The organism is Nocardioides sp. OK12, from assembly GCF_024341885.1.
GTDB lineage: Bacteria > Actinomycetota > Actinomycetes > Propionibacteriales > Nocardioidaceae > Nocardioides > Nocardioides marinisabuli.
Genome location: NZ_BNET01000002.1, coordinates 618,697 through 642,082, shown reverse-complemented (window position 1 = coordinate 642,082; position 23,386 = coordinate 618,697). Strand labels below are relative to the sequence as shown.

Genomic DNA, 23,386 nt, shown 5'->3' with positions numbered 1-23,386 from the left:
AACTTTCCACCACCATCTCATGCGAGAAGCGGTCATATCCGGTATTAGACCCCGTTTCCGAGGCTTATCCCGAAGTGGGGGGCAGATTACTCACGTGTTACTCACCCGTTCGCCGCTCGTGTACCCCGAAGGGCCTTACCGCTCGACTTGCATGTGTTAAGCACGCCGCCAGCGTTCGTCCTGAGCCAGGATCAAACTCTCCGTTGAAAACCAACACCACACCAACCCTCTCGCGAGAGCCGATGCGGAAAAAGAGATGCCTGACAAGAGAACAAAACTGACAATTGTCAGAATTATCGTCTTACCAAAGAAACCATCAACCACATCAGTCCGAAGACATCCATGATCGACGGGGCATAACAAACTAATTCGTCGACTATGACACACTGTTGAGTTCTCAAGAATCAGACGCACACCGTCCCAGCACCTCTCGGCACCAGCGGCGGGGCAACCTGCAGAAACTTACCCGTCCGGGTGTACCGCGTCAACTCCGGGGAGCTGCGCGACACTCGGCTGGCAAGCATCCGCCCCCAGGCACACCGACAGACCTGCCAGCGAGTCCTGCTGCTGGAGGTGCGAGGCGGTGACCTCGGGTCCTGCTGTCTCCCCCTCACCGGGCCTTTCGGCCGGCTGCCGGGGCAACGAGAAGAACATTAGGTCGGCTGTCCCGGAAGCGTCAATTCGGGGCGTCGCCACCCCCTCGAGGGCCCGTCCCGCGGGCCTCTCCGGGGGGTCGCCGGGCAGGATGGCGCGGTGCTCCCCTCCCCCGTCGTGCGCCTGCGCGAGCCCCGCGACCTGCCCGCCCTGGTGTCGTCGCTGGCCGAGCAGCAGCCGACCTCGTCGTACCCGATGCGGTGGCCGCTGCCGTTCCCCGTCGAGCAGTTCGTCGTGCGCGAGGGCCAGGAGCGCGCGTGGGTCGCCGAGGTCGGGGGCCGCGTCGTGGGGCACGTGGCGGTCGGGCGCCCGCGCGGCGACGTCGAGCAGGCCTTCCTCGACGCGCTGGCCGTGCCCGACACGTCGGGGCTGGGCATCGTCGAGGTCCTCTTCACCGAGCTCGCTGCCCGCGGCACCGGTGTCGGCGGTCTGATGCTCGACACCGCGGTCGCGTGGCTGCGCGCGCAGGGCCGCACCCCGGTGCTCGACGTCGTGACCGACCACGGCACCGCCGTCGAGGTCTACGCCCACCGCGGGTGGCAGCAGGTCGGTCGCATCCGGCCGCCGTGGCTGCCCGGGTCGCGCGCCGACCTGCTGCTGATGGTGCTGCCGCCCGGTCGCTAGCGCGCCAGGACCACGGCGCTGCCGTGGCCGAAGAGGCCCTGGTTGGCGGTGACGCCGACCCGCGCCCCCTCGACCTGGCGCCCCTCGGCGCGACCGCGCAGCTGCCAGGTCAGCTCGCAGACCTGCGCCAGCGCCTGGGCGGGCACCGCCTCACCGAAGCAGGCCAGCCCGCCCGACGGGTTGACCGGTATGCGGCCGCCGATCGTCGTCTCCCCCGCCCGCAGCAGCTCCTCGGCCCGGCCTCGCCCGCAGAGCCCCAGGTCCTCGATCCAGTCGAGCTCGAGGGCGGTCGACAGGTCGTAGACCTCCGCGACGTCGACGTCGTCGGGGCCGATGCCGGCCTCCTCGTAGGCAGCCGCCGCCAGCGACTCCTTGAAGGTGCGCGCCGGCTCGACGCCCCCGCTGGCGTCGGTGGAGAGCATCGGCATGTCGAGCACCGTCTGCGGGAAGGTCGGCGTGACCGTGGAGACGGCGACCATCCGCACCGCCCCGTCGGCCAGGCCGTGGCGCCGCGCGTAGTCGTCGGAGACCAGCACGACCGCGGCGGCCCCGTCGGAGGTGGCGCAGATGTCGAGCAGGTGCAGCGGGTCGCTCACCACGGCGCTGGCCAGCACGTCGGCCACGCCGACCTCCTTGCGGTAGCGCGCGTAGGGGTTGGCCAGGCCGTGCCGCGAGTTCTTCACCTTCACCCGGGCGAAGTCCTTGGTCGTCGCGCCGTAGAGGTCCATGCGGCGGCGGGCGTACATCGCGAAGTACGCCGGGTTGGTCATGCCGAGCAGCCGGAAGCGCAGCCAGTCGGGGTCGTCCCAGCGCTCGCCGGCGTTGGGGGCCAGGAAGCCCTTGGGCGTGGTGTCGGCCCCCACCACCAGGGCCACCTCGCACAGCCCGGCGAGGATCCGCGCCCGTGCGGTGTCGAGCGCCTGCGCGCCGGTGGCGCAGGCGGCGTACGACGTCGCGATGCGCGCGCCGTTCCAGCCCAGCGCCTGCGCGAAGGTCGAGCCGGCGACGTAGCCGGCGTAGCCGTTGCGCACCGTCTCCCCACCCACGACCAGGTCGACGTCGGTCCACGGGACCCCCGCGTCGGTGAGCGCCTCGCGCGCGGCGTGCACGCCGTACTGCACGAAGCTGCGGCCCCACTTGCCCCACGGGTGCATCCCCACCCCAGCCACCGCGACGCCGCGCTGCTGCCCGGCGCTCACTGGTCGGCCTCCTCGCCCAGCTCGGTGACGTGGCCCGAGCCCAGCGGCAGCCACTTCCACATCAGGGCGTCGCCCACGGCCTCGGGCTCGACCACGAGCTCGGCCTCGGCGCCCACGCTCAGGTCGGCGACGCCGTAGCCGCGCGCGACCTGGCCCAGCACCACGATCCCCTCGGGCAGCTCGACCGCTGCGAGCGCGAACGGCTCGAACGGCTCGGCGGCGGCGTACGGCGCCGGCGGCTGGTACTGCGCGTCGGTGTAGGACCACACCCGTCCGCGGCGCGAGAGCGGCACCCGCTCGAACTCCTCGCCGTCGCAGGCCGGGTGCCGGCAGAAGCCGCCCGCCGACATCGTCGGCGGGAAGTAGACGGTGGCGCACGACGTGCACCGCTCGCCGGTGAGCGAGGGGTCGGGGCCGGTGGTGAACCATCCCTCGATGGCAGGTGCGGACATGCGCCCTCCAAAACTAGAACGTGTTCTCACTCTAGGGGGCGGAGGGGTCCGCGGCCAGCACCGGTCCCGCTACTCGGTGACGAAGCCCTCCGACTCCAGCCAGTCGAAGGCCACGTCGGCGGGCTCGCGGCCGTCGACGTCGATCTCGGCGTTGAGCTCGAGCAGCACCTCGTTGGTGAGCTCCTCGCTGACCGGCGCGATCAGGTCGGCGATCTCCTCGTGCTCCTCCAGCGTCTCCTCGCGCACCACGAACGAGACGTTGTAGTTGGGGAAGAACTCCGCGGTGTCCTCGAGCACGGTCAGGTCGAGGGCCACGATCCGCCCGTCGGTGGTGAAGACCTCGCCGAAGGTGCAGTTGCCGTTGTCGGTCGCCGCGTAGATGGCGCCGGTCTGGTAGCTCTGGATGTTGTCCTCGGGCACGCCCTGGGGCGTGCCGAGCAGCGCGTCGTAGGCCTTGAGCATGCCGGTGAGACCGTCGGAGCGGTTGCGGAACTCGCTCTCGACGCAGAAGGTGCGCTCGGCGACCGGGACCTTGGTGATGTCGGCCAGCGTCGTCAGCCCGTACTCCTGCTGCACCGACTCGGTGACCGCGAAGGAGTAGGTGTTGTTCATCGGCGCCGGGGGCAGCCAGACCAGGTCGTTCTGCTCGAGGTCGGCCTCGCGCACGGCCTCGTACTGCTCCTGCTCGCCCTTGACCGGCTTGTCGTTGCCGAGGTAGTTGATCCACCCCGTGCCGGTGTACTCCCACATCGCGTCGATGGCGCCGTCGAGGTGGGCCGCGCGCGAGGAGGAGCTGCCGGGGATGTTGGTCAGGTCGGTGACCTCGGCGCCGGCCGACTTCAGCAGGATGATCGCCATCTTGCCCAGCAGGATGTTCTCGCTGAAGTTCTTGGAGCCGATGGTCAGCTCGGCGCCCTCGAGCCCCTCGACGTCGACCTCGGCCAGCGGGCCGGCGAGCTCGCCGGAGGGCACGAAGCCACCGGCGGTGCCGAGGCCGCAGGCCCCCAGGCCGGCCGCGAGGGTGAGCGTGAGGCCCGCCGTGAGGAGGCGGGCCGGGGTGGAGGTGGTGCGGGGCGGTCTCACTCAGAGTCCCTTCGGTCGCGTCGCGAGCTCGAGCAGACGGCCGAGCCACTCCACCAGCAGCGCCAGCAGGGCGATCAGGACTGCTCCGGCGATCATCAGCGAGAAGCGGTAGTTGGAGATGCCGGCGTCGACGATCGCGCCGAGCCCACCGGCGTTGATGAAGGTCGCGAGCGCGGCGGTGCCGACCAGCAGCACCAGAGCGGTGCGGACCCCTGCCATGATCACCGGCACGGCCAGCGGCAGCTCGACCCGCACCAGCACCGCCGCCGAGGACATCCCGAGCCCGCGGCCCGCCTCGACCAGGGTGGGGTCGACGCCCTGCAGGCCGGTGATGGTGTTGCGCAGCACCGGCAGCACGCCGTACAGGGTCAGCGCGAGCACCGCGGTCCAGAAGCCGAAGCCGACCCAGATCGCGAGCAGCACGATCAGGCCGATCGAGGGCGCGGCCTGGCCGGCGTTGGCGAAGCCCACGACCAGCGGCGCGGCCCGGCGCAGCGGGCCGCGGGTCAGCGCGACGCCCAGGGGCACCGCGACCAGCACCACGGCGACCGCCGAGACGGCCGTGACCTGGACGTGCTCGACGATCAGGCTCCAGATCGTCGACCACTGCAGCTGGTTGAGCTCGGTGGAGTCGAGGTCGGCGGTCTGGCGCCACCACACGAAGCCGGCGAAGACCAGCGCCACCAGCACCGGGGGGACCACCAGCATCGACCAGGTCTCGCGGTCGAGCCGACGCCCCTTGCCCTGCGGCTCGGGGGCCTTGTCCATCTGGTCGGCCAGGGACGGCTCGGCGTCCCCGGTCCGCGAGGTCGGCTCGGTGGTGCTCACTGCTCGGCGCTCCCGGCCTGCTCCTCGAGCATCCGCATGTGCTCGGTGACGGAGGCGAAGTCGACGACGCCGAGGTACTGGTCGCGCGCTCCGGTGACCACGGCCGCGCCGTGCCGGTTGGTCAGCATCGTGTCGAGCGCGTCGTTGAGGGTGGCGGCCTCGTCGAGGTCGATGAGGTCCTCGGTGGGCTCGACGATCGTGTCGCCGCGCAGCTGGCGCAGCCACGGCCAGCCCAGCGGCCGCCCGCGCTCGTCGAGGACGACCACCGCGCGGTCGCCGTTGGCCTCCGCGCGGGCCTTGACCTCCGCGGTGCTCTCACCGACCTTGGCGGTGGTCGGGGTGCGCAGGTCGAGCGCCCGGACCCGGGTCAGGGAGAGCTGCTTGAGCGTCGAGCCGGAGCCGACGAAGTCGCTGACGAAGTCGTCGGCCGGCGCCGCGAGCACGTTCTCGGGGGTGTCGTACTGGGCGACGTGCGCGCCCTCGCGCAGGATCACGATCTTGTCGCCGAGCTTGATGGCCTCGTCGATGTCGTGGGTGACGATCACGATCGTCTTGCGCAGCTCGCGCTGGATGCTGAGCAGCTCGTCCTGCAGCCGCTGGCGGGTGATCGGGTCGACGGCACCGAAGGGCTCGTCCATCAGGATCACCGGCGGGTCGGCGGCGAGGCCGCGGGCCACGCCGACGCGCTGCTGCTGGCCACCGGAGAGCTCACGGGGGTACCGGTCGCGGTACTTCGCCGGGTCGAGGCCCACGAGGTCGAGCAGCTCGTCGACGCGTGCGGTGACCTTGGCGTCGTCCCAGCCGAGCAGCTTGGGCACGATCGCGATGTTGGTGGCCACGCTCATGTGCGGGAAGAGGCTGCCGCCCTGGATGACGTAGCCGACGTGGCGGCGCAGGTCGGTGGCGCTGCGCTCGCGGACGTCCTGGCCGTTGATGCGGATCGAGCCCGACGTGGGCTCGATGAGCCGGTTGATCATCTTCAGGCTGGTCGTCTTGCCGCAGCCCGAGGGGCCCACGAACATCACGATCTCGCCGGCCGGGATGGTCAGGGAGAGACTGTCGACGGCCGCGTGCTGCTGGCCGGGGTAGCGCTTGACGACGTCCTCGAGGACGATCTCGGCGCCGCTGACCTCTGGTGTGCCGGGCCCGGTGGTCTCCTGCGTGGCGGTCATGCGCGAATTCCCTTCGAGATGGTCAGGCGCCCCACGAGCTGGAGCAGCAGGTCGGCGACGAGCGCCACGACGACGACGCCGACGGTGCCGACGACGGCGTAGTTGACGGCGTTGGCACCGCCGATCTGGGCGAGGCCGGTGAAGATGTAGGTGCCCAGGCCGGGGCCCTGGACGAGCGCGGCGATGGCGGCGACGCCCATCGACATCTGCATGGAGACCCGGACCCCGGCGAGGATCACCGGCCAGGCCAGCGGCAGGCGCACCCGCCACAGCGAGGTCAGCTCGCTCATCCCCATGCCCCGCGACGACTCCAGCAGCGTCTCGTCGACCCCCTGGAGCCCGACGACCGCGTTGCGCAGCACGGGCAGCACGGCGTAGAAGCACACGGCGGCGAACGCCGTGTAGGCGCCGAAGCCCAGGACTGGCAGCAGGATGCCCACCAGGGCGAAGGACGGGATGGTCAGGCCGATCGCGCTGATCGCGTTGGCCAGGCCCGCGAGCTGCGGCACCCGGATGATCACCACGGCCAGCACGACCGCGATCAGGGTCGCCAGCAGCACCGCCTGCAGCACCAGGTTCCCGTGCTGCAGGGTGTTGTAGACGATCTGTTCACGTCGGTCGAGGAAGAAGTCCCACACACCCCCACCCAAGCACACCTGTGCACCGCAGGGGTGGGGGCCGCAGCCGCCCGGGGGTCAGGCGCGGGCCAGGAAGGCCAGCAGGTCCTGTCGCGTCAGCACCCCGACGGGCTTGCCGTCCTCGTGCACCAGCACCGCGTCGGCGCTCTCCATCAGCCGCACCGCGTCGGTGGCCTCCTCGGCCGCGCCGATGGTCGGCAGCGGCGCCGACATGTGGTCCTCGACCCGGTCGGTCAGGTGCGCGTGGCCGGCGAACAGCGCGTCGAGCAGGGCGCGGTCGGAGACCGCTCCGGCGACCTCGGCGGCCACGATCGGCGGCTCGGCGCGGACGACCGGCATCTGCGAGACGCCGTACTCCTGCAGGATCGCGACGGCCTCGGCGATGGTCTCGTTGGGGTGCGTGTGCACCAGGTCGGGCAGCCGGCCGGACTTGCCGCGCAGCACCTCCCCCACGGTCCGCGAGGCGTCGCCGCCCTCGAAGGTCGCGAAGCCGTACTGCGCCAGCCAGTCGTCGTTGAAGATCTTGGTCAGGTAGCCGCGGCCCGAGTCGGGCAGCAGCACCACGACGACGGCGTCGGTGCGTCCCTCGGCGGCCAGCTCGTGGGCCAGCTGGCGCGCGGCCACCACGGCCATGCCGCAGGAGCCGCCGACCAGCAGCGCCTCCTCGCGGGCCAGGCGGCGCGTCATCGCGAACGAGTCGGCGTCGGAGACCTCGATGACCCGGTCGGCGACCGAGCGGTCGTAGGTCTCGGGCCAGAAGTCCTCGCCGACGCCCTCGACGAGGTAGGGGCGTCCGTCGCCGCCGGAGTAGACCGAGCCGGCGGGGTCGGCGCCGACGACCTGCACGTCGGGGTTGCGCTCCTTGAGGTAGCGCCCCACGCCCGAGATCGTGCCGCCGGTGCCCATGCCGGTCACGAAGTGCGTGATCCGGCCCTCGGTCTGCTCCCAGATCTCGGGGCCGGTGGTCTCGTAGTGGCTGCGCGGGTTGTGCGGGTTGGCGTACTGGTTGGGCTTCCAGGCGCCGGGCTGCGAGGCGAGCCGGTCGGAGACGTTGTAGTAGGAGTCAGGGTGCTCGGGGGCCACGGCGGTCGGGCAGACCACGACCTCGGCGCCGTACGCGCGCAGCACGTTGCGCTTGTCCTCGCTGACCTTGTCGGGGCACACGAAGACGCAGCGGTAGCCCTTCTCCTGGGCCACCATCGCCAGGCCCACGCCGGTGTTGCCGGAGGTCGGCTCGACGATCGTGCCGCCGGGCTGCAGCTCGCCGGAGGCCTCCGCGGCCTCGATCATCCGGGTGGCGATGCGGTCCTTCACCGAGCCGCCGGGGTTGAGGTACTCGACCTTCGCCAGCACCAGGGGCCCCTCCGCCAGCCCGTCGAGGGTGCGCCGCAGGCGCACGAGCGGGGTGTGGCCGATCAGGTCAAGGACGGAGTCGACGTACTGCATGTCCACAATCTAGGACGCGGCCGCGGGCCGGGACCAAACGTGACGACCTGCACTGCCCCCGCGGGTGCCGTCGGGGTGGTCCACCGCGCTGCGTGCCGGTCACTACACTCCCCGGTGTGGGGAAGGCAGCAGCAGCACGCAAGCTCGCGTCCGCCGCGGCCTACGGCGGCGGCGGTCTCTCCGTGCTCGGCGCCGGCCTCTACGGCGTCCTGACGGCCGAGGCCAAGCTCGCCCGCAAGACCATCGGGCCGATCCTCGAGGAGCCGCCCCCCGACCCGACCGGCTGGTACGGCCGCGGCCGACCGGGCCCGGCGATCAAGGTCGCCCTGCTCGGGGACTCCAGCGCCGCCGGCTACGGCGTCGACCGCGTCGAGCAGACCCCCGGGGCGCTGCTGGCCAGCGGTGTCGCCGAGCACGCCGACCGGCGCGTCTACCTGCGCGACTTCGCGGTCGTCGGCGCCAAGACCTCCGACCTCGACGAGCAGATCGACCGCGCGCTGCCGATCGAGCCCGACGTGGCGCTGATCCTGATCGGCGCCAACGACGTCACCCACATCGTCCCGCCCGCGACCTCGATCCGGCACCTGCAGGAGGGCGTGCGCCGCCTGCACGAGGCCGGCGTCGCCGTGGTCGTCGGCACCTGCCCCGACCTGGGCACCCTCAAGCCGATCGCGCCGCCGCTGAAGCAGGTGGCCCGCTCGTGGTCGCGCCGCCTCGCGGCCGGCCAGACCATCGCGGTCATCGAGGAGGGCGGGCGCACCGTCTCCATCGGCTCGGTGCTCGGCCCCGAGTTCGCCGCCGCGCCCGCGCTGCTCTTCGGGCCCGACCAGTTCCACCCCTCCGCCCACGGCTACCGCACGCTGGTCACGGTGCTGCTGCCCAGCGTGCTCGCCGCGCTCGGTGTCATCGAGGCCGACGAGGAGTCGCTGCAGGCGCTGCGCGGCGAGGGCGTGCTGCCGATCACCGACGCCGCCATCCAGGCCGTCAAGAACCCCGGCACCGAGCTCGACGGCACCGAGGTCGGCGGCGACCGGCGCGGGGTGCGCGGGCTGTGGGTGGAGCTGCGGCACCGCCGCCGCCACCCCGAGACCACCGGCGAGACCCCCGACGAGCACGACGAGACCGACGCGCCCGACGTGCCCGTCGACGCCTGAGCCGCTCGACGTACGACGAAGGCCCCCGGAGCGGTGCTCCGGGGGCCTTCTCGTGCTGCGGGGTGGTGCGGGTCGATCAGTCCTGCTGGAGGATCGCGAGGATGCGCAGCAGGTTGGTGTAGATCCAGACCAGGCTGACGGTCAGCGCGAACGCCGCACGCCAGGACTCCTGCTCGGGGATGCGGTTGGCCACGCCCTGCTCGACGAAGTCGAAGTCGAGGATCAGCATGAAGATGCCGAGCACCAGGCCACCGACCGCGAAGAGCAGGCCCAGGGCACCGAAGCCCAGGAAGCCCATGGCGCTGCCGAACATGCTGAGCACGACCTCGAGGAGGCCCAGGGCCACCATGCCGAACATGGCCGCGACCACGAAGGTGCGGAACTTGTCGCCGACCTTGATGTTGAAGAACTTGTAGGCGGCCAGGGTGCCGGCGAACGCGGCGAAGGTGCCGATGACCGCCTGCATCACGATCGAGCCCGAGCCCTGCGGCACGAAGGTCTGCTCGATGAACTTCGAGAACGCACCCATCGCGACGCCCTCGAGGGCGGCGAAGGCGAGCACCAGGCCGGGGCTGATGACCTTCTTGAAGGAGTTGACCATCGACAGGGCGAAGGCGCCCAGGCTGCCGATCATCAGCGCGGCGTAGAGCGCGCCGCCGGCCTGGGTGTTGTCACGCAGGTCGGGGGTGAGGATCCAGGTCGCGAAGGCCGTGACCAGGACGACACCCAGGGTGATCGAGGTCTTCTGGACCACCGAGTCGATGGTCATCGGGGCGGCGGGCGCCTGCGGGGCGCCGTAGCCGGTGTCACCGGGGGTGCCGGTGCCCCAGGTCGAGGGGTCGGAGCCGTAGCCCCCGGCGTACGTCTGGTTGCCGTAGGTGTTCGCGCCGGAGCGGTTGAACTCCTCCGAGCGCGAGAACACCGGGTTGTTGCTCTTCATTGGTCTCTCCTTGGAGGCCGGGTGGTGGCCGCGTCGACGGCCGCTGTGGTGGATCCACTGTAGTGGCTCTGACTGGTCCAACGCCGCGCCGGGCGCGGACGTTCCCGGATCGTGACGCCGAGGCTGTGAAGTCGCTGAGAACCGCGAGCCGGCGCTACTTCCTCGCCGACCCGGCGCGAGTTCCGGGAACTGGCGCCGGCTCGGCGGGGAACTGGCGCCGGCTCGCGGTGGGTCAGCGGCGTACGGCGTGCACGACGGTGTCGGTGACCGTGACCGGCTGCCCCTCGAGGTCCTGGGTGCGGGTCGGGGTGGCGGCCGTGCGCAGCTCCCAGTCGCGCTCGTCGAGCAGTGCGGTGACGCGCTCGGGGCCGAAGAGCAGGTCGTCGCCCTGCGGGCGGCGCACGCCGGTGTGCTGGTCGTCGGGGTGGTGGCCCACCACCAGCAGCGAGCCGCCGGGGGCGACGGCCGCGGCCAGGGCGGCGTACAGGCCGTCGAAGACGGGGCGCGGCACGTGCAGGAAGAAGACCGACACCAGGTCGTAGGGGCCGCCGGGCACCGGCTCCTCGAGCAGGTCGGCCCGGCGCCAGTCGACGTCGAGGCCCTCCTCACCGGCGCGGCGGGCGGCCCGGTCGAGCGCCACCTGCGACAGGTCGACGCCGGTGACCCGCCAGCCGCGGGCGGCCAGCCACAGCGCGTCACCGCCCTCGCCGCAGCCGACGTCGAGCGCGGTGCCCGGCGCCAGGTCGCAGGCCTGCTCCACCAGGCGGGGGTTGACCCGCCCGCTCCACACCGGTCCCTTCTCGGCGTAGCGCTCGTCCCAGGCGCGTGCGCTCCAGGACCTCTCCCCACCCTGCTCGCTCATGGACCCATGATGGCGCCCCCGGGAGGGGGGGAGGGTGACGGCAGGGCCGGGGACATGCATCACGGTCGCAGCGGATCCGCGGTCGGCCCTGCCGGGGGTAGGAGTGCCGACCACGGATGGGGGGCATGAGTGGTCGGCGCTCGGTTCCCTCCCCACCCCGAGGATACCCCCCACCGCATGTGCCCCCGCTGGGACTCGAACCCAGACTGAGCCGCTTTTAAGGCGGTTTCCTCTGCCGATTGGGATACGGGGGCGTGAGCCGTCGGGCTCAGAGGTAAGTCTTGCGCGCGTAGATCGCGTGGGCGCCGGCGGCCCGGTCGACGAACAGCAGGCCCTGGCAGTGGTCGATCTCGTGCTGCAGCGCGCGGGCCTCGAAGGCGCTGGTCTCGAGCTCGACCTCCTCGCCGGTGCCGGGCAGCTGGCCGCGCACGGTCAGCCGCGAGGCGCGCTTCACGTCGCCGGTGAGGTCGGGGACGCTCATGCAGCCCTCGCGGGCCTTCTCGTTGCGGCTCGAGGCGACGACCTCGGCGTTGCACAGCACGAAGGTGCCGTGGTGGCCGCGGGTCTTGGGGTGCTCGGAGACGTCGACGCAGAACATCTGCGCGCTCACCCCGACCTGCGGGGCCGCCAGGCCGACGCAGCCGGGGCTGACCCGCATGGTCGCGACGAGGTCGGCGGCCAGCTGCACGCTCTCGGGGCTGCACGGGTCGACCCGCTCCCCCACCGTCGAGAGCACGTCCGCCGGGGCCCGTACGACGTCGAGCACGCGCCCCTCGACGCCCAGGTCGTCCTCGCTCCAGGCCGCGACCGGGTGCTCGCTCACAGCTCGTCGGCCTCGGCCGCGCGGAGCGTGGCCCGCACCCCGAGCCCGGCGGCGGCCTCGCCGATCGCCTGCTCGAGGGCCTCGGCGTCGGCGTCGGCGGGGAGGTCGATCTCGGCGACCAGCAGGTAGAGGTCACCGGCCAGGCGCGTGGTCAGGTCGGTGATGTTGCCGCCGACCATCGCGACCCGGCCGACCACGGCCGAGACGATGCCGGCGCGGTCGCCGCCGTGGACGGTCAGCAGCCAGCTGGTGCCGCCCCCGGCGGCACCGGCCTCGCCGGGCTCGGCGTGGGCGTCGTCGACGTCGCGCACGGTCACGGTGAGCTGCCCGTCGGCGGACAGCGGGGCGAGCGCCTGCTCGACCTCGGCACCGGTGGCGGGCCCGGAGCACACCAGGGTCATCGCGAAGTGGCCACGCAGCAGCGTCATCGTGGAGTCCTCGATGTTGAGGCCCAGCTCGGCCAGGCGACCGGTGGTCTCGGCGATGATGCCGGGCCGGTCGTGGCCCAGGACGGTGATGGCGTGCAGGCTGGTCGGTGCGGTGGGTTCGGTGCTCACCCGGTCATTCTCGCAAGGACCGCGGCGCGACCCAGCACCTCGTCCGTCATCTGCTCGGTGAGCCGGCCCGTGACGGTGTTGTGCGGGCTCGGGTGGTAGCAGCCGAGCAGCGGCAGGTCGCGCCCGTCGAGGGGCAGGCGCACCTCCACCCCGTGGCCGAACCTCGGTCGCGGACGCGGCACCTCCGCGCCCACCCGGACCAGCGCCGTCAGCGCGGCCGCCCACCCGAACGCCCCCAGCGCCACCACCACCTCGACACCCGGCAGGAGCAGCGCCAGCTCCTCGTCGAGCCACGGTGCGCAGGTGTCGCGCTCGGTGGGGGTGGGCTTGTTGTCGGGCGGGGCGCAGCGCACCGCCGAGACCAGGCGGGTGCCGCGCAGCGCCTGCCCGTCACCGGCGTGGGTGCTGGTCGGCAGCGCCGCCAGGCCGACCCGATGCAGGGCCGCGAAGAGCCAGTCGCCGGAGCGGTCGCCGGTGAAGATCCGCCCCGTCCGGTTGGCGCCGTGGGCCGCCGGGGCGAGCCCCACCACCAGGATCCGCGGGTCGGGGGCGCCCCAGCCCGGCACCGGCCGCCCCCAGTACTCCTCGTCGGCGTACGCCGCGCGCTTCTCGCGGGCCACCTGCTCGCGCCACTCGACCAGCCGCGGGCAGGCCCGGCACCCGACCAGCCGGTCCTCGAGCAGGGCGAGAGCCGGGCGGGGCTGCTCAGCCGCCACCGCGGCCTCCGGCCAGGGCCGAGCGCACCAGGGCCGCCGACAGGCGGGCGACCTCGGCGGGGTCGCCGCCGACCGTGCCGGCCAGGTCGGCGGGGTCGGTGGGCAGCCCCAGCTCCTCCGCGCGGGCCAGCCCGCGCTCGTCGAAGAACGGGGCGACCTCGGGCCAGACCGCCTGCACCTCCCGGCAGAAGATCCCCGCACCGGTCGGCCCGATCCGAGGGAGCTCCTGCAGCGCCGCCAGCAGCGACTCCCGGTCGCCGTCGGCGTCGCGGCGCAGCCGGCGCAGGTCGCCGCCGTGCCGCTCGAGCAGCAGGGCGGCCGACTCCTCCAGCGTGGTGGCGGTCCGCTCGTCGTAGCGCCGGTAGCCCCCGCGCCCCAGCGCGTCGACCCGCTGCTGCCAGGTGGCCCCGCGCATCCGCTCCGGGGTGCGCCACCCGGCGCCGAAGAGCTCGCGGGCGGTGGCGGCCGCCACGTCGGCCGAGATCGGCGCCGAGGACAGCGTGGCGAGCACCAGCAGGCAGTAGAGCGGCGACGGCTCGTCGCGCAGCGTGATCCCGGCCTGGTCGGCGTAGGTGCGCCCGTGCTCGTCGAGCAGCGCGGCGACGTCGCGCCTCATGACGACGAGCGCCCCCCGGTGCCGGGCAGGCGCGGCAGGCGCGGCAGCGCCCGGGTCGCGGGCCCCTCGAGGACCTCGCCGTCGGCGGAGAAGCGCGAGCCGTGCAGCGGGCAGTCGTAGGTCTGCTCGTGGTCGTTCCAGCGCAGGGTGCCGCCCAGGTGGGTGCACACCGGCAGCGCGGCGCACCCGCCGCTGCGGGCTGCCTCCACCGGCGGCGGCCGGCGTACGCCGCGGGCGAGCGAGCCGGCCTGGCCCAGCGCCACCCCCGCCTGCACGCCCAGGAACGCCGGCACGTCGCGCAGCCGCGGGGCGCGCGTGTAGAGCCGCTCGCTCCAGGGCGCCTCGGCCCCGCTCTGCGCCCCGGCTAGCGCGATGCCCGCGGCGACGCCGCTGGTCAGGCCCCACTTGCGGTAGCCGGTGGCCACGCTGACCGACGAGCTCGGCCCGCCCAGCCCGCCGACGAGCGGCAGCCCGTCGAGCGACATGTAGTCCTGGGCCGACCAGGCGCCGAGCTCGACGGCGTCGGGGAAGTGCTCGTCGGTCCAGCGGCGCAGCCGGTCGACCCGGGTGCTCTCACGTGGACCGCGACCGGTCTCGTGGCCCTCGCCGCCGACCAGCAGCATCCGGCGGCCGTCGAGCTCGCCGCCGCGCCACGAGCGGCCGGGCGAGCCGGCCGAGAGCGCCATCACGTCCGGCGGGTCGGGGTGGGTGAAGGCGAGCAGGTAGCTGCGCTGCGGCGTCAGCCGCGCGAAGTGCATCCGCCGGTCGACCACCGGCGCCCCGGTGGCCAGCACGACGTGGCGGCCCTGCACCTCGAGGCCGTCCTCGCCCAGCACGTGCACCGTCTCCCCCCGCTGGCGCAGCCGCTGGACCCGGCGACCGGTCAGCAGCCGGCCACCTGCCTTGCGCACCTGCTCGAGCATCGCCAGCACCAGCTCCACGGGGTCGAGCTGGAGCTGGTCGGGCAGCACCGTGGCGGCGTACGCCGGCACCGGCAGGTCGGGGTCGGTCTCGAAGCGCACCCCGAGCCCGGCGTCGAGGGCCGCGTCGTGCTCGGCACGCACGGTCGAGACGCCGTCGCGCGAGGCGGCGTAGGTCACCGCGTCGCGCCGCTGGGTGGCCACCCCGTGCTCGTCGCAGAAGGCCGCGACCCAGTCGAGCGCCGCGAGGGTGCTCTCGACGTACGCCGTGACCCGCGGGGAGTCGCCGTGGCGGCGGCGCAGCTCGGAGAGGGTGGTGCCCTGCAGCGCGGAGACCTTGCCGGTGGTGCGGCCCGAGGTGACCGCACCGGGGTGGCGGGCCTCGACCACCAGCACCGACCGGCCGGCGCGCACCAGCTCCAGGGCGGTGGCCAGCCCGGTGACGCCGGCCCCCACGACGACGACGTCGAAGGTCTCCTGCGGGCCGGGGTCGCCGGGCACGGAGGGCTGGGTCGGCGGGTCGGCGCGGTGCTGCCACCAGATGCTGGGCTCGGTCATGCCCGGCAGCCTGCGCCAGCCGGCCGGGCGCGCGAATCACCCGCAGGGATGTCCTGGCCCGCGGGCCGGCGCACGCACGGTGGAGGGACGCCCCTCGGGGGACCGACGCACCACACGGAGGACAGCAGATGAAGGCAGTCACCTGGCAGGGCCCGCGCACGATGTCGGTCGAGGAGATGCCCGACCCCCGCATCCAGGACCCGACCGACGCGGTCGTCGAGGTGACCACCACCGGCCTGTGCGGCTCCGACCTGCACCTCTACGAGCCGCTGGCACCCTTCATGACCCCCGGCGACGTCGTGGGCCACGAGCCGATGGGGATCGTGCGCGAGGTCGGGCCCGACGTGCGCGACCTCGCGGTCGGCGACCGCGTGGTGGTGCCCTTCAACATCAGCTGCGGCAGCTGCTGGACCTGCTCGCGCGGCCTGCACAGCCAGTGCGAGACGACCCAGAACCGCGAGCACGGCACCGGCGCCAGCCTCTTCGGCTACAGCAGCCTCTACGGTGCCGTGCCGGGCGGACAGGCCGAGCTGCTGCGGGTCCCGTTCGCCGACTTCCTGCCGGTCAAGGTGCCGGAGGGCCCCTCGGACGACCGGTTCGTCTTCCTCTCCGACGTGCTGCCCACCGCCTGGCAGGGCGTCGAGTACGCCGACTGCCCCGCCGACGGCACCCTGCTGGTGATGGGCGCCGGGCCGATCGGTGACATGGCGGCGCGGATCGCGATGCACCGCGGCATCCGCACCATCGTGGTCGACCGGGTGCCCGAGCGCCTCGCCCGGGTGGCGGCCCGGGGCGCCGAGACGATCGACCTCGACGCCGTCGACGACGTCGCCGAGGAGGTCCGCAGCCGCACCGGCGGGCGCGGCGCCGACGCCGTGATCGACGCCGTCGGCATGGAGGCGCACGGCAACCCCGTGGCCGAGAAGGCCATCAAGGCCGTGGGCCTGCTGCCCGACGCCGTGGCGAAGCCGCTGATGCTCAAGGCCGGCTTCGACCGCCTGGCCGCGCTGCACGCCTCCCTGGACGCCGTACGGCGGGGCGGCACCGTGTCGCTGCTCGGCGTGTACGGCGGCGCGGCCGACCCGATGCCGCTGATGCAGATGTTCGACAAGCAGCTGCAGCTGCGCATGGGCCAGGCCAACGTGCGGCGCTGGACCGACGACATCATGCCGCTGCTCCTCGACGACGCCGACCCGCTGGGCACCGAGCAGTTCGTGACCCACCGGCTCCCGCTGGCGCAGGCGCCCGAGGCCTACGCGAAGTTCCGGGACAAGCAGGACGAGATGATCAAGGTCGTCTTCACGCCCTGACCCACCACGTACGACGACCGCCCGCCCCGGAGCCTTCCGGAGCGGGCGGTCGTCGTCGTACGTCGTGGCGCAGCGGGCCTCAGGGGGTCGGCGGCACCGAGTTCTGGCGCTTGGCGGCGTCGACGGCGTCGGAGGCGACCTCGCTGGCCTTCTCCTTCACCGTCTCGGTGGCGCGGTGGGCGGCGTCCTGCACCCGCGGGTCGCGGCGGACGCGGGCGGCCTGGGCCACGATCTGGTCGTAGCGCTCCCGGCCTGCGCGGGCGCCCAGCACGTAGCCGGCGCCGGCGGCGATCAGCATCGAGGTCTTGCTCATGGGTCTGGTCCTCTCGTCGGTGACCCGGTCCGCCTACCCCGCCGCGGCCCGCCTCAATCCACCCCTAGGCAGAGGTCAGGGCGAGGTCCCAGGCGATGCCGTCGAGGATGTCGCTCTCGCTGACCACCAGCTCGGTGGCCCGGCTGCGGGCCAGCACCCGCGAGACGATGAGGCCGCCGGCCGCGATGACGTCGGCGCGCCGCGGGTGCATCCACGGCAGGGCCCGGCGCTGCTCGACGCTGAGCCCGACCAGGCGGTCGCACTCGCGGTGCACAGCGGCGACGTCGAGCACGCTCTGGTCGATGCGGTCGCGGTCGTAGGCGTCGAGGTCGAGCACCCCGGCGGCCAGGGTGGTGATCGTGCCGGCGACGCCCACGACGCTCAGCGCGTCGCCGACGGCCACGGGGCTCTGGTCGAGGACCGCGTCGACGTCGGCGACGCAGGCGGCCACCTCGGCGGCGGTGGGCGGGTCGGAGTGCAGGTGGCGCTCGGCGAGGCGCACCGAGCCGATGTCCATCGAGTGCGCCTGGTCGGGGCGGTCCTGCTCGGCCCCCGCGTGACCGAGCACCAGCTCGGTGGAGCCACCGCCGACGTCGACGACCAGCACCGGCGCCTGCGGCGTCTCGCGCAGCACCCGCACCGAGCCGGCCCACGCCAGCCGGGCCTCCTCGCCGCCGCTGAGCACCTCGGGGCGCACCCCCAGGCGCTGCTCGACGCCGTCGCCGAACTCCTCGGCGTTGTCGGCGTCGCGGGTCGCCGAGGTGGCGCAGAACCGGGTGTGGGCGGGGTCGACGCCGTGCTCGCGCACCAGCGCGGCGTACTCCTCGACGGCGGCGAAGGTCCGCTCGAGCGCGGCCTCGAAGAGCCGGCCGGTGCGGTCGACGCCCTCACCGAGACGCACCATCCGCGACTCGCGCACCACGTCGGTGGTGGTGCCGGCGGTGACGTCGACGTCGGCGACGAGCAGCTTGATCGAGTTGGTGCCGCAGTCGATGGCGGCTACGCGCACGGGCCCGGCTCCCACCAGGGACCGAGGGCGTCGAGGACCTCGTCGCCGAGCGGGTTGACGCCGCGGCCCTGGGCCAAGGACTGGCCGGCCAGCACGTGCAGGCACTTGACGCGGTCGGGCATCCCGCCCGCGGAGATCCCCTCGATCTCGGGCACGTCGAGCCCGGCGGCCCGGCCGATCTCGTCTCGCGCGGCGAGGTAGCGCTCGTGGGCGGCGGCGTACGCCGCGGCGAGCTCCTCGTCGTCGGCGAGGCGCGCCTCCATCTCCTTCATCAGCCCGGAGCCCTCGAGGGTGCCGATGCGCGACGCGGCGCGCGGGCAGGTCAGGTAGTACGTCGTCGGGAACGGCGTGCCGCTGGGCAGGCGCGGCACCGTCGTCACCACGTCGGGGTTGCCGCAGGGGCAGCGGTGCCCGACCTCGGCGATCCCGCTGGCCGAGCGGCCCAGCTGGGCGTCGACGACCGCCTGGTCGGCCTCGCTGATGCCGGGCAGGTCGGGGGTGCTCACTGCTGCTCCTCGGAGCCGTCGATCTCGGTCAGGGGCGGGGTGCCGGGGTTGCGCGGCGGGTTGCCGGCCAGCAGCACCGAGGCCCAGGCGTCCTCCCAGAAGGCCGGCTCGACCTCGGGGCCGACCTCGTCGGGGTCGGCGAGCTCGGCGGCCGGCTCGAGCGGCTCGCCGTCCTCGTCGAGCACGACATACGACGTCTCACCGGGCATCACGTAGCCGAGCTCGCGCGCCTCCTGGGTGACGTACGCCGGGTCCTCCCAGCGCCGCATCTCGCGCTCGAGGTCGGAGATGCTGGCCTCCTTCTCGGCGATGTCGGCGCGCAGCGCGTCGAGCTCACCGCGCTGCTGGAGGTAGGCGCGCGCCGAGCTGGCGTAGGAGACGGCCAGCACGGCCACCACCAGCACCAGCACCGCCGCCCGGCCGGTCAGCCGGGGCCGGCGGCGACGCGAGGTGCCCGGGCGCGGGGTCGACCCGGCCGCGGGGCGCGCAGCCGGGCGCGGGGCACCGCCCCGGCCGGGGCCGGTGCGCCCGCGCGGGCCGCTGCCCCGCGACGGGGTGCGTCGGTTCTCGGGCATGTGTCCCAGGGTCGCTCAGGAGGTGTAGCGCGGGAACGCCGACACACCGGCGTACCGCGCGGCATCTGAGAGCTCGTCCTCGATGCGCAGCAGCTGGTTGTACTTCGCGACCCGCTCGGAGCGCGCCGGGGCACCGGTCTTGATCTGGCCGCAGTTGGTGGCCACGGCCAGGTCGGCGATCGTGACGTCCTCGGTCTCCCCGGAGCGGTGGCTCATCATGCAACGGAAGCCGTTGCGGTGGGCCAGGTCGACGGAGTCGAGGGTCTCGGTCAGCGAGCCGATCTGGTTGACCTTGACCAGCAGGGCGTTGGCCTGGCCGCCGCTGATGCCGCGCTGCAGGCGCTCGACGTTGGTGACGAACAGGTCGTCGCCGACGATCTGGACCTTGTCGCCGAGCTGGTCGGTGAGGGTCTTCCAGCCCTCCCAGTCGTCCTCGTCGAGGGGGTCCTCGATGGAGACGATCGGGTAGGCCTCGCACAGCTCGGCGTAGTAGGCGGTCATCTCGGCGGCCGTCTTGGACTGACCCTCGAAGGAGTAGACGCCGTCGGTGCAGAACTCGGTGGCGGCCACGTCGAGGGCCAGCACGATGTCGGTGCCCAGCTTCTGGCCCGAGCGCTCGACGGCCTCGGCGATCAGGTCGAGGGCGGCGCGGTTGGAGTCGAGGTCGGGGGCGAAGCCGCCCTCGTCGCCGAGGCCAGTGGCCAGCCCGCGCTCCTTGAGCACGGCCTTCAGCGCGTGGTAGACCTCCGCGCCCGAGCGCAGCGCCTCGCGGAAGGAGGACGCGCCGACCGGCGCGATCATGAACTCCTGGATGTCGACGTTGGAGTCGGCGTGCGAGCCGCCGTTGAGGATGTTCATCATCGGCACCGGCAGCACGTGGGCGTTGGGCCCGCCGACGTAGCGGTAGAGCGGCAGGCCGGCGGAGTCGGCGGCGGCGCGGGCCACGGCCAGCGAGACGCCGAGGATGGCGTTGGCGCCGATCTCGGCCTTGTTGGGGGTGCCGTCGGCGGCGAGCATCGCCTGGTCGACGAGCCGCTGGTCGTCGGCGTCGAGGCCCTCGACGGCGGGGCCGAGCACGCGGATCACGTTGTCGACGGCCTGCTGGACGCCCTTGCCGGCGTACCGGTCGCCGCCGTCGCGCAGCTCGACGGCCTCGAACGCGCCGGTGGAGGCGCCGCTGGGCACGGCTGCGCGGGCGAAGGTGCCGTCGTCGAGGACGACCTCGACCTCGACGGTGGGGTTGCCCCGGGAGTCGAGGATCTCGCGGGCGCCGACTGCTTCGATGGATGCCACTTGGGGTGCTCCTGAACGGTTCGGGGGTGCTGCGTGGTGGGCTGTGCTGCGGGGGCGGACGATCTCGCCGGCGCCGAGCCTAGTGCGTGGCGCGGCCCGCGAGTCGCGCGGTCCGGCCCCCGGGAGCACCGCCCGGTCACTACGGTGTGGCCATGCTCGACTACGCCGCCTACGCCGACCACGACGCCACCGCCCTCGCCGCCCTCGTCCGCGAGGGCTCCACCACCGCCGAGGAGCTGCTCGCCGCGGCCCGGGCCCGCGCGGCGGAGGTGAACCCGCGGATCAACGCGATCGTGCACGACGTCGAGCCGCCGGTGCCCTCGGGCCCCGAGCCCGAGGGCGGGCGCCCCTTCGCCGGGGTGCCGTTCCTGCTCAAGGACCTCAACCAGCGCCTGGCCGGTGTCCCGACCAGCGGCGGCAGCAGGGCCCTGGCCGGCCACCCGGCCGCCGAGACCGCCGCGGTGGTGCAGCGCTGGATCGAGGCCGGCCTGGTGATCTTCGGCAAGACCAACAGCCCCGAGTTCGGCGCCAAGGGCGTCACCGAGCCGCACGTCTTCGGCGCCACCCGCAACCCGTGGGACCTCGCGCACACCCCCGGCGGGTCCTCGGGCGGCTCGGCCGCGGCCGTGGCCGCCGGCATCGTGCCCTGCGCCGCGGCCAGCGACGGCGGCGGCTCGATCCGCATCCCGGCCTCGGCCTGCGGGCTCTTCGGTCTCAAGACCAGCCGCGGGCTGCTGCCCCACGGCCCCGAGTTCGGCGAGTCGATCGGCGGAACCAGCACCGACGGCGTGGTCTCGCGCAGCGTCCGCGACAGCGCCGCGATGCTCGACGTGCTCGCCGGCCCCACCCCCGAGTCGCCGTTCCTGGCCGCCCCCGGCCCGGCCGAGGGGTACGCCGCCGAGGTCGGCCGCGACCCGGGCCGGCTCCGGGTCGCCGTGAGCTGGCACAGCAGCGTCAACCCCGACCCGCACCCGGAGGCCAAGGCGGCCGTGCACCACGCCGCCGAGCTGCTGGCCGCCGCCGGCCACGAGGTCGTCGAGCTCGACGCCGCCCCGGTCGACGACGCGCAGCTGGCCGAGGACTTCCTGACCACCTGGTTCGTCAACTGCGCGGTGGCCGTCGACCAGGCCCGACAGCTGACCGGGGCGGGCGAGGACGACTTCGAGCCCGACACCCGGGTGATGGCCGCGCTGGGCCGCGCGACCGCCGCGACCGACTACGTGCGGGCCACCGAGAACCGCCACACCCACGTGCGCCGGCTGGCCGCGCTGCACGCCGAGCACGACCTGCTGCTGACCCCCACCACCGCGACCCCGCCGCCGCGCATCGGCGCCTTCGATCAGCCGCCCCTGGTGCAGCTGGCCCAGAAGGCGCTGCTGACCGCCCGCGTCGGCGGCCTGCTGCGCTTCACCCCGCTGGTCGACCAGATGATCAGCGAGAACCTCGGCTGGGTGCCCTACACCCAGCTGGCCAACCTCACCGGCCGCCCGGCCATGAGCGTGCCGCTGCACTGGACGCCCGAGGGCCTGCCGATGGGGGTGCAGCTCGTCGGGCGCCTGGGCAGCGAGGGGATGCTGCTGCGCCTGGCCGCCCAGCTCGAGGACGCCGCCCCCTGGTTCGACCGCCGCCCGCCCCTCTGACCCGACCCGGCGCTACTTCCCCCGCGAGCCGGCGCTACTTCCCCGCCGAGTCGGCGCCAGTTCCGGAACTGGCGCCGACTCGGCGGGGAACTGGCGCCGGCTCGCGTCAGGTGCGGCGGCGTACGGCGTCGCGCAGGGCCTGCTCGGGGTCGACGCCGTCGGCGCGGGCCTCCTCGACCAGGGCCAGGAGCCGCTCGCCGAGGTCCTCGGAGCCGGGCCGGAGGTCGACGTCGCGCCCGGCGCGGTGGAGCCGGTCGAGCACCTTGTCGGCGTAGAGCAGCGCCGGGAGGCCGGCGGGCACGCCCTCGTCGACGGTGGTGCGCCCGGACTTCTCGGCGGCCTTGATCTGCTGCCAGCGCTCGTTGACGGCGGCGGCGTCGCGCGTCCCCCCAACCTCGTCACCGAAGACGTGCGGGTTGCGGCGCAGCATCTTGTCGGTGATGCCGCGGGCGACGTCATCGATGTCGAAGCCGCCGGCCTGCGCGGCGACGGCCGCGTGGAAGTAGACCTGGAGCAGCAGGTCGCCGAGCTCCTCGCGCAGGTGCTCGAGCGCGCCGGGCTCCCCCGCCTCGAGGCGGTCGACCGCCTCGACGGTCTCGTGGGTCTCCTCGAGCAGGTAGCGCACCAGCGAGCGGTGGGTCTGCTCGGCCTTCCACGGGCACTCGGCGCGCAGGCGCGCCATCACCGCGCGCAGCTCGAGCAGCGGCTCGTCGGCGGCGTCCACGGGGCGGGCCCCGCTCAGGTGCAGCGCTGCGAGGCCGGCAGCCGCTCCTCGAGCCGCACCGCCGCCGGGTCGAGCGTCAGCAGCTCGACGGCCTGGTCGCTGACCGCGACCGAGAGCTCGTTGCGGCGCTCCTCGGGCGCGGTGAAGTCGACCTCGGTGAAGAGCGGGTTGGTCGAGATGTCGTGCGCGGCCTGCCAGGCCGACAGGTAGGTCTGGTACGCCGCCGTGCGGGTCGCGTCGTCGGCGTCGCCGTCGAGCGCCGGGTCGACGACCTCGGCGACCACCGCGCGCAGGTAGCCGCTGGAGGCGAAGACCGGCAGCACCTCCTCGAGGGCCTCGGAGTCGGCCTGGGCGAGCCCGAGCCGGGCCTGCTGGGCGGCGCTGCCGTAGATCACGTCGCCGTCGATGTCGTTCTCGGCCGCGATCAGGTCGGCGATCTCGCGCTGGGCCAGCTGGGCCAGCACCGTGTCGCGCACCGTCGAGCCGGTGTAGCCCTGGCCCAGGAGCTCGGGGTTGCTGCGCAGCACCTCGCAGGTCGCCACCGAGAGGTCGTCGACCTCCGCGACGCTGATCTGCCGGTCGTCGATCTCGGCGGCCACGCCGGGCGCCGCCTGGATCTCGGAGACACCGCAGCCGGAGAGCACACCGGTGCCCAGCAGGGCCGCGGCGGCGAGACCGGCGAGGGGACGGGACAGACGCACGGGAGCTCCTTGGGATGACGGCAGCGTGGGATGAGAAGTGAGGGCCGGGTCACACTCGACTGGTCACATTGAA

General features: G+C 73.6%; 25 protein-coding genes, 1 tRNA gene and 1 rRNA gene. 4 read left to right on the top strand and 23 right to left on the bottom strand.

Annotation, left to right across the window (positions count from 1 at the left end):
• Window positions 1–207, bottom strand: a 16S ribosomal RNA gene (locus OCU29_RS07185); the annotation flags it as partial.
• A gap of 546 nt (window positions 208–753) precedes the next feature.
• Between OCU29_RS07185 and OCU29_RS07180 the strand changes: the two genes are divergently transcribed.
• The gene (locus tag OCU29_RS07180; RefSeq protein ID WP_261819369.1) at window positions 754–1,278 is read left to right on the top strand and encodes a GNAT family N-acetyltransferase; all 525 of its coding nucleotides are present in this window, start codon (window positions 754–756) and stop codon (window positions 1,276–1,278) included.
• On the opposite strand, the gene OCU29_RS07175 is transcribed toward OCU29_RS07180, so the two are convergent.
• The 7 genes from OCU29_RS07175 to OCU29_RS07145 form a co-directional block, all read right to left on the bottom strand.
• A complete protein-coding gene (locus tag OCU29_RS07175; RefSeq protein ID WP_261819368.1) occupies window positions 1,275–2,477 on the bottom strand; it encodes a lipid-transfer protein in 1,203 nt (400 codons plus the stop codon). The genes OCU29_RS07180 and OCU29_RS07175 overlap by 4 nt on opposite strands.
• On the bottom strand, window positions 2,474–2,929 hold the full coding sequence (locus OCU29_RS07170; RefSeq protein WP_261819367.1) for a Zn-ribbon domain-containing OB-fold protein: 456 nt from the start codon (window positions 2,927–2,929) through the stop codon (window positions 2,474–2,476). The genes OCU29_RS07175 and OCU29_RS07170 overlap by 4 nt, the downstream gene beginning before the upstream one ends.
• A 69-nt stretch (window positions 2,930–2,998) precedes the next feature.
• Window positions 2,999–4,012, bottom strand: coding sequence for a glycine betaine ABC transporter substrate-binding protein (locus OCU29_RS07165; RefSeq protein ID WP_261819366.1), 1,014 nt, complete (start codon window positions 4,010–4,012; stop codon window positions 2,999–3,001).
• Window positions 4,013–4,840: an ABC transporter permease gene (locus OCU29_RS07160; RefSeq protein ID WP_261819365.1), complete on the bottom strand. Its 828-nt coding sequence runs from the start codon at window positions 4,838–4,840 to the stop codon at window positions 4,013–4,015.
• Window positions 4,837–6,012: an ABC transporter ATP-binding protein gene (locus OCU29_RS07155; RefSeq protein WP_179615522.1), complete on the bottom strand. Its 1,176-nt coding sequence runs from the start codon at window positions 6,010–6,012 to the stop codon at window positions 4,837–4,839. The genes OCU29_RS07160 and OCU29_RS07155 overlap by 4 nt, the downstream gene beginning before the upstream one ends.
• Window positions 6,009–6,650: an ABC transporter permease gene (locus OCU29_RS07150; protein WP_179615521.1), complete on the bottom strand. Its 642-nt coding sequence runs from the start codon at window positions 6,648–6,650 to the stop codon at window positions 6,009–6,011. The genes OCU29_RS07155 and OCU29_RS07150 overlap by 4 nt, the downstream gene beginning before the upstream one ends.
• Window positions 6,651–6,707: 57 nt before the next feature.
• Window positions 6,708–8,096: a cystathionine beta-synthase gene (locus OCU29_RS07145; protein WP_261819364.1), complete on the bottom strand. Its 1,389-nt coding sequence runs from the start codon at window positions 8,094–8,096 to the stop codon at window positions 6,708–6,710.
• A gap of 116 nt (window positions 8,097–8,212) precedes the next feature.
• On the opposite strand from OCU29_RS07145, the gene OCU29_RS07140 reads away from it, so the two are divergent.
• On the top strand, window positions 8,213–9,250 hold the full coding sequence (locus OCU29_RS07140) for an SGNH/GDSL hydrolase family protein (RefSeq protein ID WP_179615519.1): 1,038 nt from the start codon (window positions 8,213–8,215) through the stop codon (window positions 9,248–9,250).
• 76 nt (window positions 9,251–9,326) lie between these two features.
• Here the strand turns inward: OCU29_RS07140 and OCU29_RS07135 are convergent, their stop codons facing one another.
• From OCU29_RS07135 to OCU29_RS07100, 8 genes are all read right to left on the bottom strand, one after another.
• The gene (locus tag OCU29_RS07135; protein WP_261819363.1) at window positions 9,327–10,190 is read right to left on the bottom strand and encodes a Bax inhibitor-1/YccA family protein; all 864 of its coding nucleotides are present in this window, start codon (window positions 10,188–10,190) and stop codon (window positions 9,327–9,329) included.
• Between the two features lie 232 nt (window positions 10,191–10,422).
• Entirely contained in the window at window positions 10,423–11,052 is a 630-nt protein-coding gene (locus tag OCU29_RS07130) for a bifunctional 2-polyprenyl-6-hydroxyphenol methylase/3-demethylubiquinol 3-O-methyltransferase UbiG (protein WP_261819362.1), read from the bottom strand.
• Between the two features lie 180 nt (window positions 11,053–11,232).
• Window positions 11,233–11,306 (bottom strand) — tRNA-Leu (locus OCU29_RS07125).
• 14 nt (window positions 11,307–11,320) lie between these two features.
• On the bottom strand, window positions 11,321–11,875 hold the full coding sequence (gene def / locus OCU29_RS07120) for a peptide deformylase (protein ID WP_261819361.1): 555 nt from the start codon (window positions 11,873–11,875) through the stop codon (window positions 11,321–11,323).
• On the bottom strand, window positions 11,872–12,432 hold the full coding sequence (locus OCU29_RS07115) for a glycine cleavage system protein R (RefSeq protein WP_261819360.1): 561 nt from the start codon (window positions 12,430–12,432) through the stop codon (window positions 11,872–11,874). The genes def and OCU29_RS07115 overlap by 4 nt, the downstream gene beginning before the upstream one ends.
• Window positions 12,429–13,148 (bottom strand): uracil-DNA glycosylase, encoded by a 720-nt coding sequence (locus OCU29_RS07110; RefSeq protein ID WP_261819359.1) that lies wholly within the window; start codon window positions 13,146–13,148, stop codon window positions 12,429–12,431. Before OCU29_RS07110 ends, OCU29_RS07115 begins: the two co-directional genes overlap by 4 nt.
• The gene (locus OCU29_RS07105; protein WP_261819358.1) at window positions 13,138–13,764 is read right to left on the bottom strand and encodes an endonuclease; all 627 of its coding nucleotides are present in this window, start codon (window positions 13,762–13,764) and stop codon (window positions 13,138–13,140) included. Before OCU29_RS07105 ends, OCU29_RS07110 begins: the two co-directional genes overlap by 11 nt.
• Complete coding sequence (locus tag OCU29_RS07100; protein WP_261819357.1) at window positions 13,761–15,242, bottom strand: FAD-dependent oxidoreductase; 1,482 nt, start codon at window positions 15,240–15,242, stop codon at window positions 13,761–13,763. Before OCU29_RS07100 ends, OCU29_RS07105 begins: the two co-directional genes overlap by 4 nt.
• 128 nt (window positions 15,243–15,370) lie before the next feature.
• On the opposite strand from OCU29_RS07100, the gene OCU29_RS07095 reads away from it, so the two are divergent.
• Window positions 15,371–16,552, top strand: coding sequence for a zinc-dependent alcohol dehydrogenase (locus tag OCU29_RS07095; RefSeq protein ID WP_261819356.1), 1,182 nt, complete (start codon window positions 15,371–15,373; stop codon window positions 16,550–16,552).
• A 79-nt stretch (window positions 16,553–16,631) separates the two neighbouring features.
• Here OCU29_RS07095 and OCU29_RS07090 read toward each other — a convergent pair whose 3' ends face one another.
• The 5 genes from OCU29_RS07090 to eno form a co-directional block, all read right to left on the bottom strand.
• Window positions 16,632–16,865, bottom strand: coding sequence for a hypothetical protein (locus OCU29_RS07090; RefSeq protein WP_261819355.1), 234 nt, complete (start codon window positions 16,863–16,865; stop codon window positions 16,632–16,634).
• Between the two features lie 64 nt (window positions 16,866–16,929).
• Window positions 16,930–17,874, bottom strand: coding sequence for a Ppx/GppA phosphatase family protein (locus tag OCU29_RS07085; RefSeq protein WP_261819354.1), 945 nt, complete (start codon window positions 17,872–17,874; stop codon window positions 16,930–16,932).
• Complete coding sequence (locus tag OCU29_RS07080) at window positions 17,865–18,380, bottom strand: DUF501 domain-containing protein (RefSeq protein WP_261819353.1); 516 nt, start codon at window positions 18,378–18,380, stop codon at window positions 17,865–17,867. Before OCU29_RS07080 ends, OCU29_RS07085 begins: the two co-directional genes overlap by 10 nt.
• Window positions 18,377–18,955 carry a septum formation initiator family protein gene (locus tag OCU29_RS07075; RefSeq protein WP_179615510.1) on the bottom strand — a complete coding sequence of 193 codons (579 nt, stop codon included), beginning with the start codon at window positions 18,953–18,955 and terminating at the stop codon, window positions 18,377–18,379. Before OCU29_RS07075 ends, OCU29_RS07080 begins: the two co-directional genes overlap by 4 nt.
• A 15-nt stretch (window positions 18,956–18,970) precedes the next feature.
• Window positions 18,971–20,248: a phosphopyruvate hydratase gene (gene eno / locus OCU29_RS07070; protein ID WP_261819352.1), complete on the bottom strand. Its 1,278-nt coding sequence runs from the start codon at window positions 20,246–20,248 to the stop codon at window positions 18,971–18,973.
• Between the two features lie 152 nt (window positions 20,249–20,400).
• On the opposite strand from eno, the gene OCU29_RS07065 reads away from it, so the two are divergent.
• Entirely contained in the window at window positions 20,401–21,888 is a 1,488-nt protein-coding gene (locus OCU29_RS07065; protein ID WP_261819351.1) for an amidase, read from the top strand.
• Between the two features lie 106 nt (window positions 21,889–21,994).
• Here OCU29_RS07065 and OCU29_RS07060 read toward each other — a convergent pair whose 3' ends face one another.
• Together OCU29_RS07060 and OCU29_RS07055 are read right to left on the bottom strand one after the other, a co-directional pair.
• A complete protein-coding gene (locus OCU29_RS07060) occupies window positions 21,995–22,612 on the bottom strand; it encodes a MazG family protein (RefSeq protein ID WP_261819350.1) in 618 nt (205 codons plus the stop codon).
• Between the two features lie 14 nt (window positions 22,613–22,626).
• On the bottom strand, window positions 22,627–23,313 hold the full coding sequence (locus OCU29_RS07055) for a hypothetical protein (RefSeq protein ID WP_261819349.1): 687 nt from the start codon (window positions 23,311–23,313) through the stop codon (window positions 22,627–22,629).
• Window positions 23,314–23,386 lie beyond the last annotated feature (73 nt).

What these genes read in the sequence shown, in the direction of transcription:
- OCU29_RS07145 (WP_261819364.1), bottom strand. Translation starts at nt 8,096, where the DNA reads ATGCAGTACGTCGACTCCGTCCTTGACCTGATCGGCCACACCCCGCTC.
- OCU29_RS07170 (WP_261819367.1), bottom strand. Translation starts at nt 2,929, where the DNA reads ATGTCCGCACCTGCCATCGAGGGATGGTTCACCACCGGCCCCGACCCC.
- OCU29_RS07155 (WP_179615522.1), bottom strand. Translation starts at nt 6,012, where the DNA reads ATGACCGCCACGCAGGAGACCACCGGGCCCGGCACACCAGAGGTCAGC.
- OCU29_RS07130 (WP_261819362.1), bottom strand. Translation starts at nt 11,052, where the DNA reads ATGAGCGAGCAGGGTGGGGAGAGGTCCTGGAGCGCACGCGCCTGGGAC.
- OCU29_RS07090 (WP_261819355.1), bottom strand. Translation starts at nt 16,865, where the DNA reads ATGAGCAAGACCTCGATGCTGATCGCCGCCGGCGCCGGCTACGTGCTG.
- OCU29_RS07065 (WP_261819351.1), top strand. Translation starts at nt 20,401, where the DNA reads ATGCTCGACTACGCCGCCTACGCCGACCACGACGCCACCGCCCTCGCC.
- OCU29_RS07095 (WP_261819356.1), top strand. Translation starts at nt 15,371, where the DNA reads ATGAAGGCAGTCACCTGGCAGGGCCCGCGCACGATGTCGGTCGAGGAG.
- OCU29_RS07075 (WP_179615510.1), bottom strand. Translation starts at nt 18,955, where the DNA reads ATGCCCGAGAACCGACGCACCCCGTCGCGGGGCAGCGGCCCGCGCGGG.
- OCU29_RS07135 (WP_261819363.1), bottom strand. Translation starts at nt 10,190, where the DNA reads ATGAAGAGCAACAACCCGGTGTTCTCGCGCTCGGAGGAGTTCAACCGC.
- OCU29_RS07105 (WP_261819358.1), bottom strand. Translation starts at nt 13,764, where the DNA reads ATGAGGCGCGACGTCGCCGCGCTGCTCGACGAGCACGGGCGCACCTAC.
- OCU29_RS07100 (WP_261819357.1), bottom strand. Translation starts at nt 15,242, where the DNA reads ATGACCGAGCCCAGCATCTGGTGGCAGCACCGCGCCGACCCGCCGACC.